General features: G+C 41.6%; 18 protein-coding genes and 1 pseudogene. 3 read left to right on the forward strand and 16 right to left on the reverse strand.

Features of this window, described 5'->3' with window-relative positions; translation table 11 throughout:
- Positions 1 to 37: 37 nt before the first annotated feature.
- From trmD to ylxM, 6 genes are all read right to left on the reverse strand, one after another.
- Positions 38 to 757, reverse strand: a complete 720-nt coding sequence (gene trmD / locus CTY48_RS09065; protein ID WP_099468178.1) for a tRNA (guanosine(37)-N1)-methyltransferase TrmD — start codon at positions 755 to 757, stop codon at positions 38 to 40.
- Entirely contained in the window at positions 754 to 1,266 is a 513-nt protein-coding gene (gene rimM / locus CTY48_RS09070) for a ribosome maturation factor RimM (protein WP_099468179.1), read from the reverse strand. Before rimM ends, trmD begins: the two co-directional genes overlap by 4 nt.
- A gap of 55 nt (positions 1,267 to 1,321) precedes the next feature.
- Positions 1,322 to 1,552, reverse strand: a complete 231-nt coding sequence (locus CTY48_RS09075; RefSeq protein WP_099468180.1) for a KH domain-containing protein — start codon at positions 1,550 to 1,552, stop codon at positions 1,322 to 1,324.
- A gap of 79 nt (positions 1,553 to 1,631) precedes the next feature.
- Positions 1,632 to 1,877 carry a 30S ribosomal protein S16 gene (gene rpsP, locus CTY48_RS09080; RefSeq protein ID WP_099468181.1) on the reverse strand — a complete coding sequence of 82 codons (246 nt, stop codon included), beginning with the start codon at positions 1,875 to 1,877 and terminating at the stop codon, positions 1,632 to 1,634.
- A 37-nt stretch (positions 1,878 to 1,914) separates the two neighbouring features.
- Positions 1,915 to 3,270, reverse strand: coding sequence for a signal recognition particle protein (gene ffh / locus CTY48_RS09085; RefSeq protein WP_099468182.1), 1,356 nt, complete (start codon positions 3,268 to 3,270; stop codon positions 1,915 to 1,917).
- Positions 3,271 to 3,273: 3 nt separating this feature from the next.
- Positions 3,274 to 3,618: a YlxM family DNA-binding protein gene (gene ylxM / locus CTY48_RS09090; RefSeq protein WP_099468183.1), complete on the reverse strand. Its 345-nt coding sequence runs from the start codon at positions 3,616 to 3,618 to the stop codon at positions 3,274 to 3,276.
- A gap of 183 nt (positions 3,619 to 3,801) precedes the next feature.
- On the opposite strand from ylxM, the gene CTY48_RS09095 reads away from it, so the two are divergent.
- Both CTY48_RS09095 and CTY48_RS09100 read left to right on the forward strand, forming a co-directional pair.
- Positions 3,802 to 5,538: an ABC transporter ATP-binding protein gene (locus tag CTY48_RS09095; RefSeq protein WP_099468184.1), complete on the forward strand. Its 1,737-nt coding sequence runs from the start codon at positions 3,802 to 3,804 to the stop codon at positions 5,536 to 5,538.
- Positions 5,538 to 7,277 carry an ABC transporter ATP-binding protein gene (locus CTY48_RS09100; protein WP_099468185.1) on the forward strand — a complete coding sequence of 580 codons (1,740 nt, stop codon included), beginning with the start codon at positions 5,538 to 5,540 and terminating at the stop codon, positions 7,275 to 7,277. Before CTY48_RS09095 ends, CTY48_RS09100 begins: the two co-directional genes overlap by 1 nt.
- A gap of 128 nt (positions 7,278 to 7,405) precedes the next feature.
- Here the strand turns inward: CTY48_RS09100 and CTY48_RS09105 are convergent, their stop codons facing one another.
- Positions 7,406 to 9,979 carry a glycoside hydrolase gene (locus tag CTY48_RS09105; protein ID WP_099468186.1) on the reverse strand — a complete coding sequence of 858 codons (2,574 nt, stop codon included), beginning with the start codon at positions 9,977 to 9,979 and terminating at the stop codon, positions 7,406 to 7,408.
- 68 nt (positions 9,980 to 10,047) lie between these two features.
- Positions 10,048 to 11,436: a PTS transporter subunit EIIC gene (locus tag CTY48_RS09110; RefSeq protein WP_099468187.1), complete on the reverse strand. Its 1,389-nt coding sequence runs from the start codon at positions 11,434 to 11,436 to the stop codon at positions 10,048 to 10,050.
- 174 nt (positions 11,437 to 11,610) lie between these two features.
- Between CTY48_RS09110 and CTY48_RS09115 the strand changes: the two genes are divergently transcribed.
- Entirely contained in the window at positions 11,611 to 12,657 is a 1,047-nt protein-coding gene (locus CTY48_RS09115; RefSeq protein WP_099468188.1) for an AraC family transcriptional regulator, read from the forward strand.
- Between the two features lie 52 nt (positions 12,658 to 12,709).
- Here the strand turns inward: CTY48_RS09115 and CTY48_RS09120 are convergent, their stop codons facing one another.
- The 8 genes and pseudogenes from CTY48_RS09120 to treP form a co-directional block, all read right to left on the reverse strand.
- Positions 12,710 to 13,426, reverse strand: a complete 717-nt coding sequence (locus CTY48_RS09120; protein WP_099468189.1) for a hypothetical protein — start codon at positions 13,424 to 13,426, stop codon at positions 12,710 to 12,712.
- 64 nt (positions 13,427 to 13,490) lie between these two features.
- Positions 13,491 to 14,828 (reverse strand): MATE family efflux transporter, encoded by a 1,338-nt coding sequence (locus tag CTY48_RS09125; protein WP_099468190.1) that lies wholly within the window; start codon positions 14,826 to 14,828, stop codon positions 13,491 to 13,493.
- 68 nt (positions 14,829 to 14,896) lie between these two features.
- Positions 14,897 to 16,105, reverse strand: coding sequence for an NADP-dependent isocitrate dehydrogenase (locus CTY48_RS09130; RefSeq protein ID WP_099468191.1), 1,209 nt, complete (start codon positions 16,103 to 16,105; stop codon positions 14,897 to 14,899).
- Between the two features lie 71 nt (positions 16,106 to 16,176).
- Positions 16,177 to 17,571 (reverse strand): beta/alpha barrel domain-containing protein, encoded by a 1,395-nt coding sequence (locus CTY48_RS09135; protein WP_099468192.1) that lies wholly within the window; start codon positions 17,569 to 17,571, stop codon positions 16,177 to 16,179.
- 135 nt (positions 17,572 to 17,706) lie between these two features.
- Entirely contained in the window at positions 17,707 to 20,592 is a 2,886-nt protein-coding gene (locus CTY48_RS09140) for an ATP-binding protein (RefSeq protein ID WP_099468193.1), read from the reverse strand.
- A gap of 265 nt (positions 20,593 to 20,857) precedes the next feature.
- Complete coding sequence (locus tag CTY48_RS09145) at positions 20,858 to 21,439, reverse strand: manganese efflux pump MntP (protein ID WP_099468194.1); 582 nt, start codon at positions 21,437 to 21,439, stop codon at positions 20,858 to 20,860.
- Positions 21,440 to 21,717: 278 nt separating this feature from the next.
- Entirely contained in the window at positions 21,718 to 23,361 is a 1,644-nt protein-coding gene (treC, locus tag CTY48_RS09150) for an alpha,alpha-phosphotrehalase (protein ID WP_099468195.1), read from the reverse strand.
- 25 nt (positions 23,362 to 23,386) lie between these two features.
- Positions 23,387 to 24,790 (reverse strand): annotated as a pseudogene (treP, locus tag CTY48_RS09155) (PTS system trehalose-specific EIIBC component); the annotation flags it as partial.
- Positions 24,791 to 24,951: the final 161 nt, after the last annotated feature.

Raw genomic sequence — 24,951 nt, forward strand, 5'->3', positions numbered from 1 at the left:
GTAAGCAGCGTAGCGAATTACGAATATCCGCTTTGACTTACCTCCCCAAAAACTCCCTGTCCTTCTTTGTCAACTCCGCTTTTTCAAGCAAATCTGGTCTTCTTTCAGCGGTGCGAAGCAACGACTGCTCGTGTCTCCATTGTTCTACATTGCCGTGATGTCCAGACATAAGCACCTCGGGCACCTTTTTTCCCATCCACTCAACAGGTCTGCTGTACTGCGGATATTCCAGTAGATTATCCTGAAACGATTCAAACTCCGCAGATACCTCATTGTTCAACACACCCGGAACAAGCCTCGAGATAGCATCTATCATAACCATCGCCGGTAGCTCTCCGCCTGTCAGCACGTAATCGCCGATAGAAATATTGTCTGTCACAATTTCCTCCAGAACTCTTTCATCAATTCCCTCATAATGTCCGCAGAGAAAAACCAAATCCTCCTCCGCTGCAAGCTCCTGGGCAATCTCCTGATTAAATACACGGCCCTGTGGTGTTAAAAATACAACTCTCGGCTTTCGCCCTATTTTTTCTGCAACAGCTTCATAAGCACCGTACACCGGCTCTGCCTGCATCACCATGCCTGCTCCGCCGCCATACGGATAATCATCTACTTTTTTATGCTTATTTGTCGAAAAGTCTCTTATATCAACGGTATTTAAAGAAATCAATCCATTCTCTATTGCCCTTCCGATAATACTCGTATTCAAGCCATCCACAATCATCTGCGGAAATAAAGTCAATACATGGTAATTCATTCGTCCAGTAATCCCTTCATAATATGCACTTTCATAATCTGATTCTCAATATCTACGTCCAAAATACACTGCTTGATTGCAGGCAGAAGCACTTCCTTGCCCTCTGTTGTCGTAACAACATAGACATCGTTTGCTCCCGTCACAAGAACCTCTTTCAAAGTTCCAAAGTCTCTTTCTTCGTCCGTTACGACCTTCATGCCAATCATATCTGCAATAAAATACTCATTTTTCTTTAATTTTACCGCATTTTCCCTTGTCACCAAGAGATTTTTCCCTTTATATTTCTCAACATCATTTATATTATCAATTCCCTTGAATTTTAAAATAACGTACTGTTTAAAAAACTTTACGCCCTCTATTTCAAGTTCAATATTCTCTTTTCCGGTATCCAACAATACATTTTTTAATTTTTTAAAACGGTTCACATCATCCGTCGTAGGGAATACCTTGACTTCACCTTTAATCCCATGTGTCTGTGTAATGACACCAACCTGCAATAAATTCTCCATAAACAGTCTTATCCCTTTCTATACTAAAAAGGCGACCTTCGTCGCCTTCCAACTATTATTGTACAATATCAACTATAACTTTCTTCTCGTCTTTGGAGGCTGCTGCTTTCACAACAGAACGGATTGCTTTTGCGATACGACCTTGCTTTCCAATTACTTTTCCCATATCCTCTTGTGCTACACGTAGCTCAATAACTATGGAATCGTCTTTTTCTGTCTCCGTTACAACAACTTCATCCGGACTATCAACAAGTGACTTTGCAATGACTTCTACCAATTCTTTCATTATGAAACCTCCTTATCTGCCAATTGAATAGTCAAGTTGAAAGCTAACTGGTAGCTTTCAACTATATGAATTACTCTTATTATTTTGTAATTCCTGCTATTTTGAATAATTTTCCTACTACTTCTGTAGGCTGAGCACCGTTTGCTAACCATTTCTTTGCTAATTCTTCATTAATATGGAATTCGCTAGGATTTTTAGTAGCATCATAAGTACCGATTTCTTCAACAAATCTTCCGTCTCTTGGAGATCTGGAATCAGCAACAATTATTCTATAGAAAGGAGCCTTTTTCTGTCCCATTCTTCTCAATCTGATTTTAACTGCCATTGTATTTTCACCTCCTAAATTTTTTTAAATATATATGTTAAAAAGGAAGTTTAAACTTACCCTTTTTACCCATTAGACCGCCCATACCGCCGCCTCCCATGAGGCCTGGCATCTGCTTCATCATCTTTTTCGCCTGTTCAAACTGCTTCACAAGCTTGTTCACTTCACTGATATCGACTCCTGCTCCGTTTGCAATTCTTCGCTTTCTGGAAGGATTTAAAATATCCGGATTACTTCTCTCCGCAGGGGTCATTGATAAAATAATTGCCTCTGTTTTGCCGAGTGCTTTTTCATCTATCATATCGAGATTGACCTGACCGCCCATCCCCGGAAGCATCTTCATGATTTCTCCAAAGCCGCCCATTTTCTTCATCTGATTCATACTATCTAAGTAATCATCAAAACCAAACTGAGCTTTTTTTAATTTCTTTTCCATTTCCTTGGCTTTGTCTTCATCGATATCTACCTGAGCCTTCTCAATTAAGGTGAGAATATCGCCCATTCCAAGTATTCTGGAAGCCATTCTGTCCGGGTAAAACTGCTCTAAATCTGAGAGCTTTTCTCCCATACCAACATATAAAATCGGGCGTCCTGTCACGGCTCTGATGGAAAGTGCCGCACCGCCTCTTGTATCGCCGTCAAGCTTTGTCAGCACGACGCCGTCAATACCAATCTTTTCCTCGAACATTCCCGCAACATTTACAGCGTCCTGTCCGGTCATGGCATCCACCACCAATAAGGTCTGGTGAACATCCACGTTTTCTTTGATTTCTACCAGCTCGTTCATCATATCCTCATCTACATGAAGACGTCCGGCTGTATCTAAAATCACGACATTGAAGCCATTTTTTGATGCGTGCTCAACTGCCGCTTTTGCTATGTTAACAGGCTTGTGTCCGTCTCCCATTGAGAATACTTCCACGCCCTGCTTTTCGCCGTTAATCTGTAACTGCTTGATTGCCGCCGGTCTGTATATATCACAGGCTACAAGCAGCGGATTTTTGCCCTTGCTCTTTAGCTTTCCTGCAATCTTGGCTGTTGTGGTCGTCTTACCGGCACCCTGAAGACCTGCCATCATAATGACCGTAATTTCACCGCCTGATTTCAAGCTAATCTCGGTGGTCTCGGAACCCATGAGGTTAATCATCTCTTCATTTACAATCTTGATAACCATCTGTCCCGGTGTAAGGCTTTGTAAGACATCCTGTCCGATAGCACGTTCCTGAACCGTCTTGACAAACTGCTTTACTACCTTAAAGCTTACATCCGCCTCAAGCAGTGCCATTTTTACCTCTTTCAGAGCGGCTTTTACATCTTCCTCCGTCAAACGGCCTTTGCTTCTTAAATTTTTAAATACATTTTGTAATTTATCTGTCAAGCTTTCAAAAGCCATATGCTAAAACTCCTCCAATATTTGGTTCGATATTTTCTGGATTTCATTTATCTTCTCAGTCTGCTTTGTACTCTCGAACTCTTTTGCCAACTGGTTAATACGGTTAATATTTTCCTTTGTACGAATGAATTTATCAACTAGATGGAGCTTTTCCTCATAGTCTGCCAGTATCTTGTTGCACCTCTTTATCAAATCATGCACACCCTGACGGCTAATCCCCTGCTCCTCGGCAATTTCACTCAAGGATAAATCATTTAAAACAAAATCTTCATATATATGTTTTTGATGGTCTGTCAGCAGTTCCCCATAAAAATCATATAGCAACGCCTGTTCCACAATTTTTTCCATTCTTAATCACCTCTGTTATCATATACGAAAACAAAATGTCTGTCAAGTATTTTTTCTTTACATACAATATTTTTCTTTACACATACTTTACACATAGAAATTTTATTTTTTCTTATACTATTCTATGGCTAAAAATGGTATGATAATTTCTGGATAGACTTATACAAAGAAAGGACTTGCATTATGTTTAAACTGGCACATTATTTAAAACACTATAAAAAGGAAGTGATTTTCGGTCCGTTTTTCAAACTACTGGAAGCTATTTTCGAGCTTATCGTTCCGCTCGTTATGGCTTCGATTATCGACGTCGGCATTAAAAATCAGGATATTTACTATATATATAGGATGGGAGGTCTCATGGTCTTTTTAGGCTTTATGGGACTGATTTTTGCGCTCATCTGCCAATACAATGCATCCGTGGCTTCCCAAGGGGTCGGCACTATGCTTCGAAATGATCTGTTTCGACATATCAACTCCCTGACCTTTTCGGAACTCGACCACATCGGAACCAATTCACTTATCACGCGTATTACCAATGATGTAAACCAGATGCAGCTTGCGGTTGCCATGCTGATTCGCCTTGTCATAAGAGCCCCGTTTCTCGTGATTGGTTCAATTGTCATGGCAATGATGCTTGATTTAAAGCTGTCACTTATCTTTATTGTTGTTGCACCGCTTGTTTCCGTTATTTTGTATTATGTGATGAGCCGTTCCGTTCCTTATTATAAGGTAAGGCAATCAAAGGTGGATAAAATATCACTTATTACAAGGGAAAATTTGGAGGGTGCAAGGGTAATCCGCGCTTTTTCAAAGCAAAAGCATGAAATGGACCGTTTTGAGGAGGCAAATCAGGAGGTTACAGACATTGTAATTCGTGTCGGAAAGCTTTCTGCCATTCTAAATCCTGCGACCTTTGTCATCTTAAACGGGGCTATCATTGCAATTATCTGGTTTGGCGGAAAACAGGTTGATTTAGGTTTTCTGGCGCAGGGACAAATTATCGCCTTCGTCAATTATATGACACAAATTTCACTCGCACTCGTTGTTGTTGCAAATCTTGTTGTTATTTTTACAAAGGCAAGCGCCTCCGCCGCGCGAATTAATGAAATTTTGGAGACAGCACCTTCTTTTTCTGAAGGAAGCAAGACGGCATCTTCTGATGGAAAAAATGATATTCCTAAAATTTCTTTTCAAAATGTCTCCTTCTCCTATTCCGGATCAGAGGAATATTCCCTCACTGATTTGACCTTTGATGTCTTTTCCGGTCAGACCATCGGCATTATCGGCGGTACAGGCTCAGGTAAGTCTACCCTTGTAAATCTCCTGCCCCGCTTTTATGATGTCACAAAGGGAGAAATTTTGATCGACGGCGTGTCGATTAAGGATTACAATTTTGAGGCACTGAGAGGGAAATTTGGTATTGTTCCCCAAAAGGCTGTTTTATTTAAAGGAACCATCGCGGATAATCTGCGCTGGCGAAAGGCGGATGCGACAGAGCTTGAAATAGAAAAAGCCTTAAAAACTGCGCAGGCATTTGACTTCGTAAACAGCTCCAGAGATAAATGCAACACCATGATTTTACAGGGAGGAAAAAACCTGTCAGGTGGACAAAAACAGCGTCTCACTATTGCAAGAGCGCTTGTCGGTAATCCTGAGATACTGATTCTCGATGACAGCTCGAGTGCATTAGACTATGCCACAGACGCTGCTCTTCGAACCGCCCTCAAAAAGGACAGCAAAAACGCAACTGTTTTTCTTGTATCCCAGCGTGCAAACAGCATCAAGCATGCGGATAAAATACTTGTTTTGGACGATGGGCACCTTGTCGGTGCAGGCACTCACGACCAGCTCTTTGAGAACTGTGAGACTTATCGGGAAATTTGTCTTTCCCAGCTTAGCAGTGAGGAGGTAAATAAATAATGAATAAAAAGCAACTATTGATATTAAAAAAATTATTGTCCTACATCCGTCCTCATAAAATACATGTCGCTTTTATTTTAATCAGCGCCTTAATCAGCGTTATTTTCACTCTTGTTACACCGATTTTAATTGGTAACGCGATTGACTACGTGATTGGTCCGTCAAATGTAGACTTTGGAAACATTCTGCGTATTTTAAGCTACCTTGCCGTTTCCATTGTCATCAGCGCTATTTTCCAGTGGTTTATGAGCTATCTCTCCACAAGGCTCACCTCCCTTACGGTCAGCGATTTAAGGACCGCCTCATTCCAGAAGCTGAACAAGGTTCCGTTAAAATATATCGACACCAATTCCCACGGAAACCTGATTAACAGTGTTGTAAATGATATCGACCAAATATCTGACGGACTTTTGCAGGGCTTTACCCAGATTTTCAGCGGTGTCATCACAATATTTGGAACACTGGCATTTATGGTTTTTATCAACTATAAAATTGCTCTGGTGGTCGTACTTTTAACACCTCTCTCCTTTTTTATAGCTTCCTTTATCTCCAAGCATACCTTTCTTAAAATGAAGGAGCAGGCGGACATCCGAGGCGAATTGAGCGGCTATATTGAGGAAATGATTGGAAATGAAAAGACCGTGAAGTCTTTTGGCTATGAAAAAAATGCGATTGCACATTTTGAAGAAATCAATGCCAGATTGTATGACTGCGGCTATAAAGCACAGTTTTATTCTGCACTTACAAACCCAAGCACCCGTTTTTTAAATGGGTTGGTATACGCCGCTGTCGGAATATTTGGTGCTGTCAATGTCGTAAATGGTGGTTTGAGCATCGGACAGCTCTCCGCCTTTTTATCCTACGCAAACCAATATACAAAGCCTTTTAATGAAATTTCCGGCGTATTTACGGAGCTGCAGTCAGCTCTTGCCTCCGCTGCAAGAATTTTTTCCATCATCGAAGCGGACAGCGAGATTTCGGATGAAAATCTGTTGGAGACTGTAGAATGTGACGGAGAAATTAAGATTAACCATGTAAGCTTTTCCTACACGCCGGACGTTCCTCTTATAGAGGATTTTAACCTTCATGTGAAGCCCGGACAGCGTATTGCTATTGTAGGACCTACCGGCTGCGGAAAAACTACCTTTATCAACTTATTAATGAGGTTTTATGATATTAATTCGGGTGAAATTCTTATTCACAACACCGATATCCGCGATATGAAACGGGAGGTTCTCCGGAAACAGTTTGGAATGGTATTACAGGAAAGCTGGCTGTTTCAAGGCACCATTTTTGAAAATATCGCTTACGGAAAGCCAGACGCCACCTTGGATGAGGTCATGGATGCTGCCAAAGCCGCACATGCTCACAGCTTTATCAAAAGACTTCCAAAGGGCTATAACACGGTTATCTCAGAGGACGGAAATGTATCTCAGGGTCAGAAACAGCTTCTTTGTATCGCCCGCATCATGCTCACAAAGCCTCCTATGCTTATCTTGGATGAGGCAACAAGCAATATTGATACAAGAACAGAAATACGGATACAAAAGGCATTTTTAGAGCTTATGGAGGGACGCACCAGCTTTATTGTCGCACACAGACTTTCGACGATTAAGGAAGCTGATATTATCTTGGTTATGAATAAGGGACATATTATCGAGCAGGGAAGCCATGACGAACTGCTGGCACAGAATGGATTTTATGCGAACCTGTATAACAGCCAGTTTGCAGCATCTTAACAGTAGAAATATTAAAAGCAGCCAAATCCCTCATTCATGAGTGACTTGGCTGCTTTTTTTGCGCCGGATGCAGTCACGTAGTGACGCTTTCCTCCTGCATTCGTGTGCATTTTGGCACGAAGTGTCTTCTACTCCTTTGTAAACAACCTCACTTCTCCAGTAATGCCAAACGGCTCTATCACAAGATATTGTGAAATTGCGTCTCTTTGCTGATTTCCCAGCGTATTTGTCACCTCGATGCGGATTTCATTTTTTTCCTGCAAAAGCCCTGTCAGATCAAAGCGGTACGGTTCGCAAATTCTCACACCGGCAGACTTGCCGTTGATGAATACCTCTGCAACCTCCCATGCTTTTTCAAGCTCCAATAGTGCTTTGGCATCCGGATTGACGCATGCAAATTGTGCCGCATAGCTTGCGGTTCCTGTCCTTCTATCCATACCGGGAAGATTTCTCAAATCACATAATTGCGAAACCTCACCAATCGGTTTGAACTCAGGGTATTCCAAAGCTTCTGCAAAGTTCACCTTCCATGTCAGGTCGAGTATCTCTGACTTCATCTCCTCCGTCCTATATTTCTTTTCTGCCTCCTGCTTCTCGTCAGTCGCCACAATGACGGTCGATTCATACGGTGACAAGCTAAGTGTCAAATCCGTTTCATATAATCGATTGGAAAACGCATCATATTCATAGTAGTAAGCCGCCTTTGGCAAACTTACCTTACAAGTTAAGCAATCCGACACATTTTCATTAAAAAACATATAATAATGCATTTTTTCCTGCACATAGTGATAATAAACGCAGTCCTTAAACTCGCTTTCCAGCTTTATCTCCCGCACATTCTCACAGGCAGCCGAAAGCTCCAAAAGCGGAATAGTTTCACATAATGCCTTCACCTCTTCAAGCAAGCTTTCATCCGCAGGAAGTGCACTTCTTGGGTAATTGTCAACAAAAATCACTCTAACACCTTCTCGTGCAATCTTTGCCAATTTTTGCATAATTTCCTGCAAAATATATTCTCCATAAGGGATGATAAGCACCTTGAAGCTCTCTTTACCAATCACAAGCTCCTTATCCTTTACCATTGCTTCTCTTAGGTAATCCACCGAAACAATATCGCAGTCAATCTGCGCCTCCGTAAGCTCTCTGATTGGCTTTTCAACCGGCATATACTCTCCCGCCCATTCCTGTTCAGCCGGATACAATACGGCAGCCGGTGCCTGATGAACGCCATCGTTAAACAATTCCAAAAGTCGGTTTGTATAATTTGTAAATACCGGAAAATAACGAAACTGTGGATTATGACCATGTGCATAAAAGTGTGGCGGGCAGTCCCAATCGGGGAATTCCTTCGGGCTAAAGGCATGCGGCACAATATAGTTGATACCGCGAACCACAAGATGATCCGTAATCCATTTCATCAGCTTCAGCCCCTCATTCCAGCCATAAGCACCATAAGCCTCACACATTGCTCTGCCTTTTTTCTTCTCATCCAGATGTGCTGCGGAGGAGCCTAATTTAGCCAGCGCATAGTGATAAAACTCTCCGTTGCTGCCCCCTGTTGAAAAGGCATCGTGATGGTAAGGCTGCCCCGGCACCAATTGTCCTCCAATCACATCGATTCCTGAAAAATCCTGTGCCTCCTGTCCTCTGAAAAAATGTCCGGTTCCGTAGCCAAGTCGTGCATGTGCCCCATTATCCTCAATGTTGTGTCCCAAATAATAAACATCGTGCGCATGGCACCAGTCAGCCAGCACCTTCGTAAAATTCTCATTATACATTTTCGTGATGACATCCATATATAAATGGCGAATTTCCACTTCTTTCCCATAGGCCGGTGCAAACAAAAGCGGCAGGTATTTAGGCTCGAAGCCCAGTTCTTTTTCCAGTCCCATTCGCCACGGAAGAACCATCTCCATCCGCCCGATGGACGCCTCCGTACCCTTTACATTTCCAAATCTGGGTTCATCGGAGAAAAATCCCAATATCGTTTTTCCGAATTCTTCCTTAAGATGCTCATAATGTGGCTCATAGACAGTCTTTAGGAGCACCTTAGTCGCTTCCTTTACAAGCGGATTTAAATAATCCTCCGTTGCCTCCTCGCCGCGCTTTCTCGTCGCAAGCATTACAAATATACTCCAGTTTCCCTTCGGAATATCCCAAGTCAAAATTCCATCACCATAACAGTTTGTAATCTCCACAATGCTGTCCGTCAAAATGGGGTCTCCCGCCTCTGTCCGATTCGTTCCTCTTTTGGCTGCGTAAATACCAAGAATCGGCTCGTTTTCCGGTGCTTCAGGCTTATCCCACGGTCTGCCCTTCAGCAGTGTCATGTTGATTTTTCCGTTTGGTATCGGTCCTGCCACATCAAAGCGGCGCATATCCAAGTACCATTTTGCAAGTTCCGGATATTCGTTTTTGATTGCTCCGTTTGCATATCCGGTTGGAAAATGGGAGTCGTCCAAAATCCAGAGCTTCATGTCATGCTCCTTTGCCTTTTCGATGATAACAGACAAATCCTCCCACCATTTTTTTTCGACAAAATCAGGATGAGGGCGTGCCTCAATACATGCTGCCTTCATTCCGCTTTCCGCGATTTTATCCATATATGTTTCTAATACTTCCCTCGTCTCGCCGTGCTGCCAGAAAAAAGGAAAGAGATAATTTTCAAATTTATTTTCTAACACCTTTTGTAGTTTGTTCATAGTTCAGTATACCTCCATATTGCCAAGGGCGGTAGCACATTTCATCTACCGCCCACTTTATAAGTAGTCTATTCCTCTGCCTTATTCACAATAAACGCTCCGACTGCGGAAACAACGAATGCAATCAGTGCACATATAATAAATCCATAGAAACTGATATCCAATCCTTCCGGATTAATCATTGCCGGAATACGGAATAATCCGTCTCCTACGAAAGAATACATTTTTCCTCCAAGTCCGGCTAATATACCGCCGCCGATTCCGCCGCCGATGAAAGCACAGATAAAGTTTTTCATATTCGGAAGAGCGATGGAGTAAATCGTAGGCTCTGTCACACCACACAAACAGGAAGCAAGGTTACCAAAGCCCAACGCCTTCTTTTCTTTGTTTCTCACCTTTAAGCCATATCCAAGCGAAACTCCGGCAAGTGCCCAAACGGTAATACCAAGCACTGCATTCACCGGATCGCTTCCCAATGTAAACAGGTTATTCATCAATACCGGGATAAACGCTCCGTGAAGTCCTGTCAATACAATCACCTGCCAAAATGCCCCCAAAAGGATACCCGCCAGAACCGGAAACGCGTTAAACACCAACATAACACCGCTTGCAAGCAGACTTGATACAATGTTCATAAGCGGTCCGATTACAAGAAAGGTCACCGGAACCGTAATTGCGATTGTGACTGCCGGAACAAACATCAACTGAAGCATTTGCGGTATCCATTTCTTTGATAATTTTTCTACCTTGGAGCCAAAGTAGCATGCAAGCATAATCGGCAGGATTGTCTGTGAATAATTAATCAACTGAACCGGAATGTGTAAAAATGTGATACTTGTCTCTCCGCCTACCAAAGCAAGCAAATCCGGATACAACAGTGCCGCTCCGATGCAGGCACCTACATACTGGTTCATGCCAAATACCTTTGCCGCACTAAATCCGATGATAATCGGCAGGAAGTAAAGAATTGCGTTTGCTGCGGCATACATAACAAGATAGGTTCCGTCTGTTGCTGCAAGCACGCCCGCTGTTGTCAAAATAGTGAGAATACCTTTTATGATACCGCTTGCCACCAACGGTCCGATAATCGGCATAATACATCCCTGAATGGTTTTAACAAAAGCATGAAACAGACTGTCCTTTTTCACGAGCCTCATGGAGTCTGCCTTTGCTTTTCCTTCCTCCATTACATCACCTTCAGAAATTCCCGCTTCCTTTTGCACAAATTTGATTACATCACTTACATGAGTTCCAATGATGACCTGATATTGTCCGCCCTGATTCATAACTCCCATAACACCCTTAATTGCTTTTACCTCATCCATATTCGGAATGGTATCGTCCTTTAAAATAAAACGAAGCCGTGTCATGCAGTTTGCAACACTAACAATATTATCCCTTCCGCCGACTTTTGCCACAACTTCTCTAGCGAGTTCCGTGTAATTTTTCTCTGCCATTTCAAACCCTCTCCTTTAAACAAATCTTCTATTTTCGTTGACGTTACACAAAATACATTGTATAATCTGTCTAATTTATGTATTTATTGTATCAAAAGAAAAACACGAATAGAATCACAAAAGCAAACTTAAAAACTGACAAAACTTAACTTTATATAAGAAAGGTTGTGCATAATGTACAGAAATGAGTTTGAAAAATTAGTAACTCCGCTGACAGACAAGGAATTGAACTATCGTTCCAACCCGGTCCCCAACAATAAAATTTATAACCGGCTTCTCGGCGGAATGGAGGCAGATGGCACTTATCATTTTAAGATGCCTGCCATCAGCTCTTCCCTTGCGGCGCTGCAATTTCGTGATTACCACTCTGTACCGTCGGCAAAGCCGTATAAACTAAACAACAATATTGTGTTCAACCGCCAGAACCGCTACTCTATCGTTCCGCTTCACAGCCATGATTATATCGAAATGAATTTTATCTATTCCGGTAATGCGACGGCTGTTATCAACGGCAAAGAGCTGCAGCTTGGTGCAGGCGATGTCTGTATTATGGACAGCCGGGTTGTCCATACATTGTATACCACCCATGACGATGATATTATTCTGAACGCGATTATGAATTTTCAGTATTTCACAAATTCATTTTTATTGAAGCTGGCAGACAGCGGACCGATTGCACGTTTTCTTTCCAATGCACTCAATACTTCCAACGAGCACAATCAATACATTTTATTTCACACCGCCCAGAATCCTCTTGTAAAAGAGTTGTTTGAAAATGCCTACTGTGAATTTTTAGAGCCGGGAATCTGCGCCGAGGAGGTAATTGACAATTACATGCGGCTGCTCTTTATTGAGCTGGTACGCTGCTATCAAACTGAAAAGGAAAACGAATACAAATCTTCCAATAAAAATTACATTACGGAAATCCTTCTTTATATGGAAGAACATTGCGTGGACTGTACCTTAGAAAGCGTTGCCGAAAAATACCACTTTCATCCAAATTACTTATCACGTGCCATAAAGAAAGCAACCGGAAGCACCTTTAAGGATTTGGTAAGTGAATACCGGCTGAAGCTCGCTTCTTTTTATTTAATCAACAGTGATTTCCCGATTCATAAAATTGCTGCAGACTGCGGTTATAAAAATCAGAATTTTTTTTATAAGAAATTTTATGCAGAATACGGCATGTCACCCAAAGTGTACCGCGACAGCCATAAATAAAAAAAGCAGCCAAGTCTCTCACCTCTCACCGATGAGGAACTTGGCTGTTTTTTTACACACTCTCATCCACCACGTTACCCGCAGCTTCTATTACTTTTTCATTGACCTGCTTGTCAATGTTCTTCATCTCTTCCTCAATCATTTCCTGATATTTTTCAATAATCAGTGCATCCTCCTGTGAGATTGATTCATCCCGCTCTTCCTTCAAAGCACTCAACAGCTGTTTCGAGCTGTCGTCAATTCTGTCATTAAACACACTAATCATCTTGTCAAATTCTATCATTCTGCTTTGATATTCGCTTGGCGCACCCAATGACTGATAAGCCTCCCAGTCCTCCGCTGAAATTGATTTACCGCTTTTTATCGCTTCGCTTACCTTCCTGCGCAAATTCAATTCCTGTTCTTCCGGACTGTCATCTTCCACCCCGTAGAGCTTTTTGAGATTGTCCTGCTTGCCTATTATATCATTGATAAGCCCCTGATTGAATTCGATATCTTCACGGTAGCCCGCGATATCTTCCTCACGCTTTTCTTTAATCGCATCAAGCTTCGCCTGTATCTCAAGCTGATCGCTTTTCTTTGTTAATTCCGTTTTTCTGTCCAGTAAATCCTTAATGGAACTGTCCTTTGGCTGCATCAGGTTAATCTCGCTTGCCTGAATATTTCCGCTTAACTCTGCTTTCTGTTCGTCCTTACCGCTTTTTTCTACTCCGTTAGACTTATTCGCGGCATTGTTTGCTGATGCAATGATACTGTTTTGAATTTTCATAAAAACCTCCCTGTTATTTATTTTCATAACTCCTATTTATATATCGGCAAAATCCAGAAAAGTTTTACTCCTTTTGCAATTTTTTCCTTTTTTGAAACCGCAAATATACCGGAACCTCATATAAGAGCATGGCAACCCAGCCCAAACCACAGGCATATGCAATGCCGTTAAAGCCCACAACAGGAATCAACAGGTACACAAAGATTACTCGAAATACCATCTGTATTGTGGTGGAATAAAAAGTTACTTCCATTTTTCCCATCCCTCTGAAATATCCTTGTATCCAGTTCGTAAATGCAGGCATGATATAGAGAACGCCCATGATGGTCAGATAACCTCCGCCAAGCCCCACGATATTGCTCGCCCCGTCGCTGACAAAAAGCCTCATAATCGATCTTGCCGCAATTATTGTGACGATAAGCAGGATTACCCAATAGGCAAGCTCAATAAACAGCGTCTTTCGGAAAGCCTCCTGAATGCGGTTTTCTTTTTTGGCTCCTCTGTTTTGAGCGATAAATACAGTCATGGACTGCGCAATACTCTGCTGGGGAATAAATGCAAAGTCATCCACACGGTTTACTGCGTTAAATGCTGCAATGCTGTCTACACCGAGCGGATTCACGCCTCCCTGCACAAGCACCTTTCCTATCTGTAAAACCGTCTGCTGCATCGCCGTCGCCCAACTATAATTTAAAGTTCTGCCAATTAATGTTTTATCAAAAACAAATTCTTTTCGTTTTATTTGAACAATTGGAACTTTCTTGTAAATATAGACATAACATAAAATGCAGGAAAGCGCCTCCGCAATTGCGGTTGCAAGTCCCGCTCCAACTACACCCATTTCAAACTTTGCCACAAACACCATATCTAAACCTGCATTTACAATGGAAGAGATAATCAGGAAATAAATCGGTGTCTTTGAATCCCCGATACTTCGAAGCGCTGAGGCATATATATTATAAAAAAAGATAAAAATCAATCCGATAAAGCTAATTCGAAGATAACTCACTGCCATCGGAAGCACTTCCTCGGGTGTTTGAATAAGTCGAAGGATAAAAGGTGCTGCAAGCACTCCGATTATAATCATCACAACGGTGAAAATGCTGCCTGCAATCATCGAGGTGGATATTTCCCGCTTCAGCTTGTCCATATCTCCCGCGCCAAAAAATTCGCTCATCAAAATAGAGGCTCCAAGGCAAATTCCGATAATAAAAAATATCATAATATTCAAAATCGGATTTGAAGTTCCAAGCGCCGCCAGCGCCTCTTCCCCTGCGTATCTGCCTACAATAATAGAGTCTACTGCATTATAGGTTAACTGGAAAATATTCCCCAAAATCATCGGTATCGCAAAGCCTACGATGTGCTTTGGAATATTTCCTTCTGTCATGTTCTTACTCATATTGCCTCCTCGTGAAGTCATACACGAAAACGCTTGCACCTTACGGCACAAGCGTTAGTTGTTTCACTTTATAGTATCTCTTCTAATGTCGTTCGTACTGCTTTTATAAAACCTTCACTGCTTAAGGTAACTGTGTTTTCATTGGATGTAATCAGAGCTAAGTCCTTTGTCATCTTACCTGCTTCTATTGTTTGAACACAAGCTCGCTCCAGCTTATCTGCAAAATGCATCAATTCTTTATTTCCGTCTAATTCGCCTCTTTTTCTGAGTGCGCCTGTCCATGCGAAAATAGTTGCAACAGAGTTTGTGGATGTCTCTTCGCCCTTTAAGTGCTTGTAATAATGTCTTTGAACCGTTCCGTGAGCTGCCTCATACTCGTAGTAGCCTTCCGGAGAAACAAGCACGGAAGTCATCATCGCAAGAGAACCAAATGCGGAGGAAACCATATCGCTCATTACGTCGCCGTCATAGTTTTTACAAGCCCAGATAAAGCCGCCCTCTGCCTTCATAATTCTCGCTACCGCATCGTCAATGAGTGTATAGAAATACTCAATTCTTGCCTCTTTGAACTGTTCCTCATATTCCTTCTCAAATATCTCCTGAAAAATATCCTTGAAAGTATGGTCATACTTTTTGGAAATGGTATCCTTTGTCGCAAACCATAAGTCCTGCTTTGTATCAAGCGCAAAGGAAAAGCAGCTTCTTGCAAAACTTTCAATGGAGTCGTTTAAGTTGTGCATTCCCTGAATGATACCCTCGCCCTTAAACGTATGGATAAGCTCTCTTGTCTCTGTTCCATCCTCTGCTGTAAAGACAAGCTCAGCCTTTCCGGCTGACGGAATCTTCATCTCAGATGCTTTATATACATCACCATAAGCATGTCTTGCTATGGTAATTGGTTTTTTCCAGTTGCGAACACATGGCTCAATGCCCTTTACAATAATCGGTGCACGAAATACGGTTCCGTCTAAAATTGCACGGATTGTGCCGTTTGGACTCTTCCACATTTCTTTCAATGTATATTCCTTCATTCTCGCACCATTCGGTGTAATGGTCGCACATTTTACAGCAACGCCATATTTCTTTGTAGCTTCTGCGGAATCTACCGTTACCTGATCGTTTGTCTCGTTTCTATATTCCAGTCCCAAATCATAATATTCGGTATTCAGCTCGATAAACGGATGTAGCAATTCATCTTTGATCATCGTCCAAAGAATTCTTGTCATTTCATCTCCGTCCATTTCAACAAGCGGTGTTGCCATTTTAATTTTTTCCACGCCAATGTCCTCCTAAACCAGTTATAATAAAATTTCCTCTAAGGTACATCTACTATAATAAAAGATTTTACCTATTTTTTCAACGATATTCCTAATTTATTGCAAGTTTCTTCAATCACGGTGACTAATTCCTTATCGGTTATGACCGTAACTCTGCCGCTTTCATACTCTTCGTCAACCCAATCCTTCACAACCTGGACAAGTGCCGAGCTCTTATCAACCTGGCTCTCCTCAGACAATTCATAGTATGTATTAATCCAGTGTGCAATACCTGCCAGCCCTGATGTGTTGGAGACAGCCACAAGTACCGGTCTGTTTAAAAACTTCTTGGTATCAAAAATATTGTAAATCTCCTCATTTTTCAGCAGGCCGTCCGCATGGATGCCCGCACGGGTCACGTTGAAGTTCTTTCCCACAAACGGAGTTCTCTCCGGAATCGTATAACCGATTTCCTTCTCAAAATACTCGGCAAGCTCGGTGATTACCGTTGTATCCATTCCGTCAAGAGTGCCTTTGAGCTGTGCATACTCAAACACCATAGCCTCAATCGGTGTATTTCCGGTACGCTCCCCAATTCCAAATAAAGAGCAGTTTACGCCGCACGCACCATAGAGCCATGCTGTCGTGGAATTCGTAACCGCCTTGTAAAAGTCATTATGTCCGTGCCATTCAATCAGCTCGGACGGAACGCCCCCGTGTATGGTCAAGCCGTAAATAATTCCCTGCACGGAACGCGGAATTACAGAGCCGGCAAAATTAACGCCGTAGCCCATTGTATCACATGCCCTTATCTTGACAGGAATTTTGTATTCTTCTTTAAGCTTCATAAGCTCTAAACAAAACGGAATGACAAAGCCGAATATATCGGAGCGCGTGATATCCTCCAAGTGACAGCGAGGGCTAACTCCGGTTTCAAGACACTCTCTGACAATGCTTAGGTAATGGTTCATTGCCTCTTTTCTTGTCATCTTCATCTTATAGAAAATATGGTAGTCGGAGCAGCTCACCAAAATACCGGTCTCCTTCATTCCGATTTCCTTTACTAATTCAAAATCCTTTTTGTTCGCACGAATCCAGCTTGTTATTTCAGGAAACTGATAACCCCTCTCCATGCATTTATATACAGCATCTCTGTCCTTTTTGCTGTATAAGAAAAATTCACTCTGTCTGATGATTCCCTTCGGTCCGCCTAGTCTGTGTAAATCATCATATATTTTTACAATCTGTTCAGTAGAATATGGTGCTCTTGATTGCTGTCCGTCACGGAAGGTTGTATCGGTAATCCAGATTTCCTCCGGCATATTATGAGGTACAATTCTGTCATTAAACGCAATCTTAGGTACTTCTTCATACGGAAATAGATTTCTGTATACGTTAGGAGTCTCCACATCTACCAAATTATAAATATGTTCCTCTAACTGAAGCAGATTTGTATGATGGTTCATCTTTACTTCTCTGTTTTCCATTGCTTCATCTCCTCTTGCTACCCCTGCTAAAGCAGAAGCCTTAATCTTAATTGTATCCAATAATAGATTAAGCGTCAAGTGATTTTTATACAGATAAGTAAGTTTTTATACCACAAAATAAATATTTATGCACGATTAAACAGTCTCATTTTTTATCTTTTTCTGAATTTTCTCGACCAGCCGGTCATACTCTTGGATGAAAACAGGAAAATCCTCCTTGATAAAGTCCGTATCATTATTCTTGGATGCAGTCTCATGTCTTTTGGCATACTCGGAAAAAGCAGAGGCACCGATGCTTGCCGCTACACCCTTTAATCCATGCACCTGGATTTCATAGCCCTTCCAGTCATCGTTTCGCTTGCATGTAATAATTCTCTTTTTACAGTTCTTCGCATCCTCACACACATGTCCTAAAATTTCGAGATAAATCTCTCCATTTCCGTTGAAATATTTTCTTGCCATCTCCATATCAATGCCTTCTATATGAAGCGCTGAGAAAATATCCGAATCTGCTTCCTGCGTTTCTTTCCTTTTTCGCATTTCCTCTTCCCGCTTTTCTGCCTCTCTTCTGTCTGCCTCCCTCTTTTCCCTAATTGCTGCCATAATAATCTGGCTGTCTCGGTAGGTCGGAAAACATTGACGCTCCATCAGCAGGTTAACAGGTTTTGATACCCCAGCATTGTTTCTCATTGCCCGGCTTACTACCTCATAGAGGTGTTTGATTTCAATCGGTTTGCTAAGATGCCCATCCATACCGCTCTCCAGTGATTTTTTTGCGTCCGCATCAAACGCATTGGCGGTTGTTGCAATAATCGGTACAGTCTTTGCATCCTCCCTCTCGGAATTTCGAATCCGCTTTGTCGCCTCCAAACCATCCATAACAGGCATCCGAATGTCCATCAGGATAATGTCATAGTAATATGCCGGATTACTCTCAAAGCTCTTGACTGCCTCTCTCCCGTTTTTTGCACCTTCCACGATACAGCCCGCCATTTCAAGAAGAGATCTCTGGATTTCCATATTCAGGCTGTTATCCTCCACAACAAGAACACGTTTTCCGTCAAAATGATAGTCTTCCGAAACCGAATATTTTTCCTTCTCAGACGCTTCGTCTGCATGTCCCATTTGAAAACGAATGGTGAAAAAGAACTCCGAACCCTTCTTATATTTGCTTTTTACCTCAAGCGTTCCTCCCATTTTCTGCACAAGATTCGCTGAAATGGAAAGTCCCAGTCCCGTTCCCCCATAATCTCTTGACGTATTATCCTCTGCCTGCTCAAAGGAGTTGAAAATCCGCTTTATATTTTCCTTACTGATACCAATTCCCGAGTCTTTTACACTGAAACGTATCGTAGCGCTGTCTTTTTCCTGCTCCGTCTGCTCAATTTTAAAAATGATTTCTCCCTTTTCCTCCGTAAACTTTACCGCATTTCCAAGGATATTCAGCAATATCTGACTCAAGCGCAGTTCATCACCCATCAGAATATATCCGTTATAATTTTCCTCTATGAGAAAATTAATCTGCTTATCGTCTACCTGAGGTTTTATCATCGCTTCGATTTCCCGAACTAACTTTCTCAAATCAAAACTTTGATTTAAAATCACCATTTTCCCACTCTCTATTTTAGACATGTCCAAAATATCATTGACAATTGATATTAAATACTTTGTGGATTTTTCAATTTTGTCGAGACAGTCCTCCACCTTTTCTCTGTCATTGATGGCACTCTTTGCTATGCTTGTCATGCCGATAATCGCATTCATCGGTGTCCGTATCTCGTGCGACATGCGCGATAAAAAATCCGCCTTTGCCCGACTTTCACTGTCTGCCTTTATTTTTAATATGTAGGTTGAGATAATCTGAGCAATTTCCTTCAAGAAACGTTTGATCTCATCGGACCAAGCATAATCCTTCTTGTTTTTCTCAAAACACACGCTGCCGCAGTAAACACCCATATCATAAATCGGTGCATGCAGACAGGAATTCAAGGAATAAAACTCATTCGATTCCTCACAGATACTTTTCATCTCATATTTGTTTTCCATCTGGCGATATCTTTCTTTGCCGAGATAGTAGGAATTGCCCACAGATAAATTCTTTATCTCCTTCGCCCATTGATAGGTATATTGGATATTAAAAAAATCCATGTCAATTTCCATGACGGATACCCGTTCCAAATCATATACTTTTCCAATCCGTGACAGCAGCATATTGATACCGCTTGGCAAGTCCTTTGATTTCTCAAGCAATGAAAAAGCAAAGTTAATCATGTTATCCTCAGACTCATCCTGATTGTTTTTGATTGCCCGCACCAGATGCCTGTTTAAATAGTCCTGCTTGATTCGTATCTGCATATCCTTTAATTTATCATCATAGCTAATGTAGCCGCCTTTGTTCGCCTGCTTTGCATATTCAAGAGCGATTATTGCATTGTTATACAATTCACTGAAGCTTTTTACATGCAGCGACTGCGCAATGCCGATGCTGCAGGACATTGTGATTTCTTTCTTCTCACCGGAATAAATCCGCTCTACCTTGTCACATAGTCTCTTTGCAAACCGAATGCCGTTTTCATAGCTGCTGTCCGTTAAAAATACGAGTATCTCATCGCCGCCAAGTCTTACGAGTATGTCCTCAGACTTTGATATTTTTTGGACAATCTCGGTCACTTCTTTTAACAGGATATCCCCAAACATAACACCGTAGGTGTCATTAATCAGAGCAAAATTATCCATATCAATAACAAATAAGGAACAATCTTGGACCTGCTTCTTACTTAAATACTTCCTAATCAGACCTTCTCCATAGGAATTACTGTAGAGATTTGTCAGTGCGTCCCTCTCTTCCTTATTTTTTCCTGTTGCCCCCCAATAATCCTTTGCTTCAAAGGACATCATTATTTCTGTATTCCTATTACTTAATTCACATAGTTCTAAATACTCCAAATACTCGGCGTCCATCTCCCTGTTTCTCTCAGGTTCTGAGGTTGCCAGCCCCGCTCTGTTTTTTAGATTTTCCACTCGTGCATCCCCCAAATCGTTATAAACCCTGTTAATTAAGTTAATTGTTATTCCTATTTTAACTTTGTTTATACAATTTGTAAATATTTTTATTTAATTTAATGAATATTTTTACATTTTTAACAAATTTATATGTTTTTACGCCAAAAAACTATTTTATTAGTTTTAGTTTTATTTTTTTACGAATATATTACGATATTATTACACGTTTTTTTACTTTTATGTACAAATACATACAAAGAAGGCATTTGTAAATTCACCTCTGCTATGCTAAAAAGCCCAAATGCTCCAATAAAATTTTAACTCCGATCAAAATAAGAATCACACCTCCTGCAAGCTCTGCCTTTGACTTATATTTTGAGCCAAACACATTTCCTACTTTTACGCCCACCATAGAAAGAACGAATGTCACACCTCCGATAAAGCTGATAGCAGGTAAAATATCAACCTTTAGAAAAGCAAAGGTAATGCCGACTGCCAATGCATCGATACTCGTTGCAACCGCAAGAACAAACATGGATTTAAAGTTCAAAGAAGCATCTGTATCACAGTGGTCATCCTCACAGCCGCAGCCTCCACGGAAAGACTCTCTTATCATATTAATGCCGATAATTCCGAGCAAAACAAACGCAATCCAATGGTCGACGGATGTAATTTTACTCTGAAAGCTCACACCGAGCAGATATCCAATCAGCGGCATAACCGCCTGAAACACACCAAAGTAAAGACCTACAATTCCTGCTTTCTTCAAGTCCGCCTTTCGCATCGCCAAGCCCTTACAGACTGCCACCGCAAAAGCATCCATTGATAACCCTACTGCCAAAATAAATAATTCGATTAAACCCATCACTTTTCTCCTTTTCTAAACAAAGAATGTATTTTCCTATGATATAAAAAAAGACCCATCTGTGGCGTATACCACAGATAAGTCTCATTATTTAAAGTAAAACCAGATAAATAATTTATCATTATGTTGATTTTACTACACAAGCGTGCCAACTACTCCCTTATCAAAGCGCTTCTATATTCATTCGGCTGAAAAACTATGCTGTCTTTCAATCTTCATGCATTATATCCAAGGAAATACGTGTTTGTCAACGCTTAACTCAAGTTTCACGTAACTAACTATATTCTTTCCAATACAATTGTCTCAAACGGACGCAGTACCAGATTCTTACTGTCAGATTGGTGCTTTTCATAATTGCCTAATATTACCTTATATTCCGCTAATGCAAAGTCCGGCTCTAAAACCACTATTTTTTCCGAAAAATGGTTGATAACGATAAACTCCTCTTTCTCTGACATTCTTCTGTAAGCAAAAATATCCGGCTTTTCCTTATACAAAAACTCTATCATACCTTCAGATATTGCCTTTTTTTCCTTTCGCAGACGAATGAGCTTCCTATAATATTCTAATATGGAATCCGGTTTATTGAGCTGAGCCTCCACGCTGACCTGCCTTTCACTCTCAGGAATGGAAATCCAAGGCTTTGCCTCTGAAAATCCCGCGTTTTTGTCCTCATTCCAAAGCATTGGTGTTCTGGCATTATCCCGTGAACGCTTGGCTAGAATGGCAAGCGCTTCTTCCTTGCTCTTCCCCTGCTCAAGCATTATTTCATAGTAATTTAAGCTCTCCACGTCCCGATACTGCTCAATTGAGGAAAAATAGGCATTTGTCATTCCAATTTCCTCGCCTTGGTAGATATATGGGGTTCCGCGAAGCAGGTGAATGGCAGTCGCAAGCATCTTTGCCGATTCCTGCCAGTATTCTTTATCATCGCCGAGTCTCGAAACAATTCTGGGCTGGTCATGGTTGCACCAGAATACTGCATTCCAGCCATTTTCCTCCTGCATTCCAAGCTGCCACTGCACAAAGAGATTTTTCAGTTCCTCGATGTCCGGCTCCATAATCTCCCATTTATCGCCGTTCTTATAATCGACCTTTAAATGGTGGAAGTTAAAGCACATAGACAGTTCCTTTTCCTCCGGCTTTGAATAGCGGATACAGCTCTCCATGGAGGTCGAGGACATCTCCCCGACCGTTATGAGTGAGTCAATTCCCGTATCCTGCACAAGTTCTTTTAAAAACTCGTGCACTCTTCGTCCGTCCGTATAAAACTTTCTTCCGTCGCCTTCACTGTCGTTTTCAAACACCTCCGGCTTTGAAATCAGATTGATGACATCAAAGCGAAAGCCTTTGATACCTTTGTTCTTCCAAAAAAGAAGCACATTTTTCAGCTCTTCGCGTACCTTTGGATTCTCCCAGTTTAAATCCGCCTGCGTCACATCAAACAAATGCAGATACCACTTTTTCAAATGCGGCACATATTCCCAAGTCGGACCGCCGAATTTGGATACCCAGTTAGTTGGAATTTTGTCAGGCTCTCCATCCTGAAAGATGTAATAATCCTGGTATTCCTTCTCTCCCTTCAGAGCACGCTGAAACCATTCGTGCTCTGTGGATGTATGATTGAATACCATATCGAGCATCAGCCCGATCCCCCTTTTTTCTGCCTCATCAATAAGCTGATCCAAATCCTCCATCGTTCCGAATAACGGGTCAATATTGAAATAATCGGCAATATCATACCCATTATCGCGAAGCGGGGAAACAAAAAACGGCGTCGTCCAAATATAATCAATTCCAAGCTCTTTCAAATAATCTAATTTTTCTATAATTCCTCTGATATCTCCGACTCCGTCCTGATCTGAGTCCCGGAAGGATTTCGGATATATCTGGTATATTACCTTATCTTTGAAATCTGCCATTTTTCTCCTTATCTCCTTAAACTCTCTTTTTCTTTCCAATCACTACAGTAAGTAAAAACGGTATACAGATAGCAATCAGCATGCAAAGTGCAAACATCAGCATATACTTCGGCTGAATGGAAAGGATACCCGGAATTCCGCCTACACCGATGGCATTTGCAGTTACACCGGTTGCTACGCAAAGGATTGCCGCACTGGCAGAACCAATCATACCGCATACAAACGGAAATGCATATTTTAAGTTTACACCAAACATAGCAGGCTCTGTAACACCTAAATAACAGGAAATAGATGCCGGAATATTAATCTCCTGAGCCGGTGCATTTTTCTTCTGCAAGAAAATCATTCCTAAAACTGCAGAGCCTTGTGCAATATTGGAAAGTGCAATCATAGGCCACAGCATTGTTCCGCCGTAGTCTGCAATCAACTGTAAATCGATGGCGTTTGTCATATGGTGAAGTCCTGTAATAACAAGCGGCGCATAGACAAATCCAAACACTGCCGCAAATAGTATTTTCAAAGGTCCTGTAATACCTGCAAATACAACACTTGATATAACCGAGCCGATTTTCCAGCCGATAGGTCCGAGCACAAAGTGTGCTGCTATAACTGCAAGAAGTAAGCTGCAGAACGGAACAACTATCATGGATACAACCTGTGGTGTAATCTTTCTAAAGAATTTTTCCAGATACACAAGGGTAAATGCCGCCAAGATTGCCGGGATAACCTGTGCCTGATATCCAATCATATTGATTTTGAAAAATCCGAAGTCCCAAGCCGGAATATCCGCTGCCGCTGTGGAAGCTACGCCGTAAGCGTTTAATAACTGACCGGACACTAAGGTCAAACCAAGCACGATACCAAGCATCTGTGTCGTACCCATCTTCTTTGTAACGGACCAGCAGATGCCGACCGGAAGCATATGGAATACCGCTTCACCAATCAGCCATAAGAAGCTGTCAATTCCCGCCCAAAACTGGCTGATGTTACAAAGTGTCTTTGTTCCGTTGTCAAACAGATATAAACTGTCAATACAGTTTCGAAAACCTAAAATCAAACCTCCTACGATAATCGCAGGAATTAACGGTGCAAATATCTCTGCGATAACCGCCACGATACGCTGAAGCAAATTCTGGTTCTGCTTTGCCGCCTGCTTTACCTCATCCTTGGAAACACCTTCCACTCCCGCAACTTCCACAAAGTCATTGTAAAATTCTCCGACGTTATTTCCTATAATAACCTGAAACTGCCCTGCCTGTGTAAAGGTTCCCTTTACGACCTTCATCGCTTCAATCGCCTTTATGTCCGCTGCGGATGGGTCATTTAAGACAAACCTCATTCTTGTCATACAATGCGATACTGCCGCGATATTGGATTTCCCTCCAATTTGCTTTAGCAGCTCTTTTGCGTCATCTGCATACTTACCCATAGTATTTCTCCTCCTTTTACTTGTTTAAACAAGTTATATTTATTTTATATCATACTTGTTTAAACAAGTCAACTTTTATTTTTAACATCTCAAATTTTTGTCCGCAATCGGCACGTTGAAGCATTGACTATCCGCTGTTTCCCCGCTATAATAAATAAAGA

Origin of the sequence: Konateibacter massiliensis, assembly GCF_900184995.1 — a bacterium.
Classification (GTDB): domain Bacteria; phylum Bacillota; class Clostridia; order Lachnospirales; family Lachnospiraceae; genus Lachnotalea; species Lachnotalea massiliensis.